The sequence below is a fragment of the Falsiroseomonas oryziterrae genome, assembly GCF_021864505.1.
Lineage (GTDB): Bacteria > Pseudomonadota > Alphaproteobacteria > Acetobacterales > Acetobacteraceae > Falsiroseomonas > Falsiroseomonas oryziterrae.
The window spans coordinates 1-2,376 of record NZ_JAKJIB010000465.1 but is presented as its reverse complement, the minus strand read 5'-3'; the positions used below and the strand labels follow the sequence as shown (position 1 = coordinate 2,376).

Here is a 2,376-nt window from a genome sequence, read left to right as displayed (position 1 = left end):
TCGGCGCGGCGGTGCCGCTGCTGGCGCTCGGCTATGCGGCGCGCGGTGCGGTACCGGCGCTGCGCCGCTGGCTTGGTGCGGCGGGCGGCACGGCGCGGCCGCTGCTCGGCGGCGCTCTGGCGTTGTTCGGCCTGCTGGTGCTGACCGGGCTCGACAAGCGGGTCGAGGCGATGGCGACGGCGGCGCTGCCGGACGCCTGGGCGGAGCTGGTGGTCCGGTTCTGACGTCGTCTTGCCTTGAAGCGCCGATCGGAACCGGGGCCGACCCCGGGCGGCGCCGCGGCGTCACTGCCCGGCACGTGCGGCGGCCGCCTTCCGGCTGCCCTGCGAGCTTCGCTGGCCGCAGCCCGGCTTGCGACCGGGCCGGACCGTCGCGCCGTCAGCCGGCGAAGCGCACCGGGGCGCCGAGGGGCGCGCCCAGCACCTCGTCCTCGCGCATCACCGCCTGGCCGCGAAGGATCGTCATCACGGGCCAGCCGGTGCAGCGGTGGCCGGCGAAGGGCGTCCAGCCGCAGGGCGAGACGATCCAGCTTTCCTCGATCGTCCGCTGCCGCTTCATGTCCACCACGGTGAAGTCGGCGTCGTAGCCGGCGGCGAGCCGCCCCTTGCCGACCACGCCATAGACGCGCGCCGGGCCGGCGCACATCAGGTCGGCGAGGCGCGAGAGCGTCAGGCGGCCGGCGCTGACGTGATCCAGCATCAGGGGCACGATGGTCTGCACGCCGGTCAGCCCCGCGGCGCAATCGGGCCAAGGCCGTTCCTTCGCCGCGCGGGAATGCGGCGCGTGGTCCGATCCCACCGTGTCCACCGTGCCGTCCGCCACCGCGGCCCAGGCGGCCTTCAGGTGCCGCTCGTCGCGGATCGGCGGGTTCATCACCGCATAGCCGCCGAGCCTGTCATAGGCCTCGTCCGTCTGGGTCAGGTGGTTCAGCAGCAGCTCGACCGTCGCGAGGTCGCGGTAGTCCTTCAGGTAGTCGAGCTCCTCCGCCGTCGAGACGTGCAGGATATGCGCGGGCCGCCCCGTCTTGCGCGCCAGCGTCATCAGCCGCCGCGTGCCCAGCAGCGCGCATTCCACGTCGCGCCACACCGCATGCATCCGGTGCGGCATGCCGCTGTGGTAGTCCGGCTTGCGTGCCTGCAGGCGGTACTCGTCCTCCGAATGGTAGCAGATGCGGCGCCGGCCGGAGCGCATGACGCGCTCCAGGCTCTCGTCGTCCTCGACCAGCAGGTCGCCGGTGGAGGAGCCGGCGAAGACCTTGATGGCGCAGACATTGGGCTCGGCCTCGAGCTCGGCGAGCTGCGCGATGTTCGACTTCGCCGCGCCGACATAGAGGCCCATGTCGCAATACGCATGGCCCGTCACGTAGCCGCGCTTCCAGTCGAGCTGATCGCGGTTGGTGATGGAGGGGTTGGTGTTCGGCATGTCGAACACCGCCGTCAGCCCGCCGAGGATAGCGGCCTTGGTGCCCGTCGCGATGGTCTCGACGCTGGCGTCGCCGGGCTCGCGCAGATGGACGTGGCTGTCGATCAGGCCGGGCAGGACGTGCAGGCCGCGGCAATCCACCTCGTCGGCGGCGTGCACGATGCGGAGGTCGCCGATCGCCGCGATCCTGCCCCCGCGCACCCCGACATCGGCCTGCTCCACGCCCCAGGGCAGGACGAGCGTGCCGCCGCGGAGGACGAGGTCGAAATGCTGGGCCATGGGCGATCCTTCCGGGGGCTCGGCCCCGTATAGCCCATCGCGGCGCGGCGGACAGGCCGCCTCAGCCGCGGGCCGAAAGGACCTCCCACACATCGCCCTCCGCCGTTTCGGAGGCCCTCGGGCGCTCGACATGGGCGCGATGCCAGAGCGCGTAGAACAGCAGGTGCCAGGCGGCGAAGCCGCGATGCTTGTCGGTGCCCGCCGCCTTGAACAGCGCAGCGACGCGGTCCGGCTTCGCGATCTCCGCCACCCCCGGCTGCGCGGCGACGAGCGGCCCGAGCCGCTCGCCGACGCCGGCGATCCAGGCGGCGACCGGGACGGTGAAGCCCTGCTTCGGCGCGAAGGGCTTCGAGGCCGGCAGGTGGCGCGAGAGCCATTCGCGCAGCAGCCACTTGCCTGTGCGGCCGCGCACCTTGAGGGCGTCTGGCAGGCGCCACGCCGCCGCGGCGACGCCGGGATCGAGAAAGGGCGTGCGGCCTTCCACCGCATGCGCCATCAGGCAGCGGTCGAGCTTCAGCAGCAGGTCGTTCGGCAGCCATTCGGCAATGTCGGCGGCCTGCGCGGCCATCAGCCGCGTGCGGCCGGGCGTGGCGGCCGCGGCCTCCGCGGCGGCGAAGCCGTCGCGCCAAGCCGAGGGCGTGGCGCGCAGCACGTCGCGCACATGGTCGAAGCTGC

General features: G+C 73.1%; 3 protein-coding genes. 1 reads left to right on the top strand and 2 read right to left on the bottom strand.

Features of this window, described 5'->3' with window-relative positions; translation table 11 throughout:
* On the top strand, window positions 1-224 hold a 224-nt coding region (locus tag L2I40_RS21960; protein ID WP_372491097.1), incomplete at its 5' end, for a hypothetical protein.
* 154 nt (window positions 225-378) lie between these two features.
* On the opposite strand, the gene L2I40_RS21955 is transcribed toward L2I40_RS21960, so the two are convergent.
* Entirely contained in the window at window positions 379-1,701 is a 1,323-nt protein-coding gene (locus L2I40_RS21955; RefSeq protein ID WP_237217402.1) for a dihydroorotase, read from the bottom strand.
* Window positions 1,702-1,762: 61 nt separating this feature from the next.
* The coding region (locus L2I40_RS21950) for an asparagine synthase-related protein (protein WP_237217400.1) at window positions 1,763-2,376 on the bottom strand (614 nt) is incomplete at its 5' end.

Bases quoted from the DNA above. Each gene is read 5' to 3' on its own strand.
- L2I40_RS21955 (WP_237217402.1), bottom strand. From the start codon at position 1,701: ATGGCCCAGCATTTCGACCTCGTCCTCCGCGGCGGCACGCTCGTCCTG.